Annotated in this window: 3 protein-coding genes; all 3 read right to left on the reverse strand. The window is 65.0% G+C overall.

What is annotated here, in order from left to right; genetic code table 11:
- Positions 1-29: 29 nt before the first annotated feature.
- Positions 30-194, reverse strand: a complete 165-nt coding sequence (locus tag RM2_RS24825) for a hypothetical protein (RefSeq protein WP_169846826.1) — start codon at positions 192-194, stop codon at positions 30-32.
- An 82-nt stretch (positions 195-276) separates the two neighbouring features.
- The gene (locus RM2_RS23150; RefSeq protein ID WP_072691777.1) at positions 277-462 is read right to left on the reverse strand and encodes a hypothetical protein; all 186 of its coding nucleotides are present in this window, start codon (positions 460-462) and stop codon (positions 277-279) included.
- Between the two features lie 117 nt (positions 463-579).
- On the reverse strand, positions 580-1,014 hold the full coding sequence (locus tag RM2_RS23155; protein ID WP_245814114.1) for a hypothetical protein: 435 nt from the start codon (positions 1,012-1,014) through the stop codon (positions 580-582).
- Positions 1,015-1,273: the final 259 nt, after the last annotated feature.

Consider the following 1,273-nt stretch of genomic DNA (forward strand, 5'->3'; position numbering starts at 1 on the left):
GGGCTCGGTGACGTCGTCCGATCCGAATTTCATGCGGGCGTCCGTTCGGTGAGGGCGTACATGGTGAGGGCTTCGCGCACGACGTCGCGCACGACGTCGCGCACGGTGCGGTTGTCGATCTCGGCCCGTTCCTTGGCGGCGGCCCACAGGTCATCTTCGACGCGCACGGTGCGGAGTTTGGTTCCCTTGCTCACCGTTTCCCCTCTCCCAAATTTGGTGTCGACCGGATGGTTCCACGCGGCACCGACACGACCACGTGAGGTGATACGCCGCCGATCAATCGAACAGTAGGAACTGAGCGCCCGCGCCCGCGGCCGCGGCGTCGGTGCGTCGCTCGTACCGATCCGCCCACGCCCGGGCAACGGCCGGCAGACAATCGAGCTGGTGGGCTATCTCTTCCCAGCCGAACCCGTCGCGGTGTAGCTGCCAGGACAGTTTCTCGTCGCCGGCCATGTCGATCACGCGGTTCCTCGGTGTCCCGGTGCCCGCCCTTGGGCGAACAAAATCTGAATGCTTATCGGGCGTCCGGGAGTTCGTAGACCCTAACGCTTGCGACCCGTCCCGTTCTCACGGCCACGGTCAGAACAGGGTCGGGTCCCGGGACTGCCACAGCGCTTTCCGGAGTGCTTCTTCGTCCCAGCCGTGCCGCAACGCTTCTCGTGCCCGGCGGGACCGGGCGACGCGGCCGGCGCGATCGAATTCCCGCCACCGCCACGGCTGCGCTTTGCCGCCGCCGCGGCCTTTCGCCCCCATACCGGCGAGGTTCTCCGATTGGGTTCCGGCGACGACATGAGCGCGGCGACCTAACGCTTCCCAGGCCCGCACACAGATCGGGTTGTCGCAGACATCGTGGAGGGCGACTTCGTGATCTTCGAGGGGCCGGTCGAGCGCCAGGGCGAGTGCGTACCGGTGCGGTCGGACGACGCGTTGTCGACCGTTTCGGCTCAGCCAGTAGGTCGGCAAGGCACAGCTATTCGAAACATGCAGTATTCCCTTGCCGCTAGCTCTTGCCACGGAAGTATGAGCAGATTGCGTTGAGAGTGCCGTGTGCATAGACATCTGGTCTGCTCACCTGATCAATATGGCTCCGGCAGCGAAGGACGCCGCCACCCTCACGGTCGGGGTGGCGGCGTCCTTCGGCTACTGCATCATCCGGTTCTACGGTGCGGGTGTCAGCTGAAAACGCTGCCCGAGAAGTTGCCCGTCAACGAACCGAAATCGAGGCACAACGATCCGGCGCACTTCTCGATGCCGATCACCGACACCGTTCCGT

Origin of the sequence: Rhodococcus marinonascens NBRC 14363 (assembly GCF_001894885.1) — a bacterium.
Classification (GTDB): domain Bacteria; phylum Actinomycetota; class Actinomycetes; order Mycobacteriales; family Mycobacteriaceae; genus Rhodococcus_F; species Rhodococcus_F marinonascens.